The organism is Psychrobacter sp. W2-37-MNA-CIBAN-0211, assembly GCF_040309405.1.
Taxonomy (GTDB): Bacteria; Pseudomonadota; Gammaproteobacteria; order Pseudomonadales; family Moraxellaceae; genus Psychrobacter; species Psychrobacter glaciei.
This window is the reverse complement of the sequence record NZ_JBEOOU010000139.1, coordinates 1-278: the sequence shown is the minus strand read 5'-3', so window position 1 is coordinate 278 and position 278 is coordinate 1. Positions and strand designations below refer to the sequence as shown.

Below are 278 nucleotides of genomic sequence, written 5' to 3'. Positions count from 1 at the left end.
CTGTAGAGGGCAGGGCTACGCACCAGCAACGAGTATGGACAGTGGAACTCAGATAGGTATCGATGAAGGAGGTCAGCTGGGAGGGCGGTACGTTAAATTGTAAAGCCCAAGTCTGGGCCACTTCAATCTGCCGGTCTGAGAACTTCTCCAGCTTCGGCGCTAAGATGCGCAGTCCCAACACCGATTGTCTTTTCTGTTCGCTCACCCGTGACCTCCTCCGCTATTCGCAGAGGAATGTCAGGTATAGGAATGGTGGGCTTCTAGGGTTAATGCGTAAC

Annotated in this window: 1 protein-coding gene; it reads right to left on the bottom strand. The window is 53.2% G+C overall.

Going from position 1 to position 278, the window contains the following annotated elements; genetic code table 11:
- On the bottom strand, positions 1–205 hold a 205-nt coding region (locus AAEY72_RS14635), incomplete at its 3' end, for a hypothetical protein (RefSeq protein WP_352311260.1).
- Between the last annotated feature and the right edge of the window lie 73 nt (positions 206–278).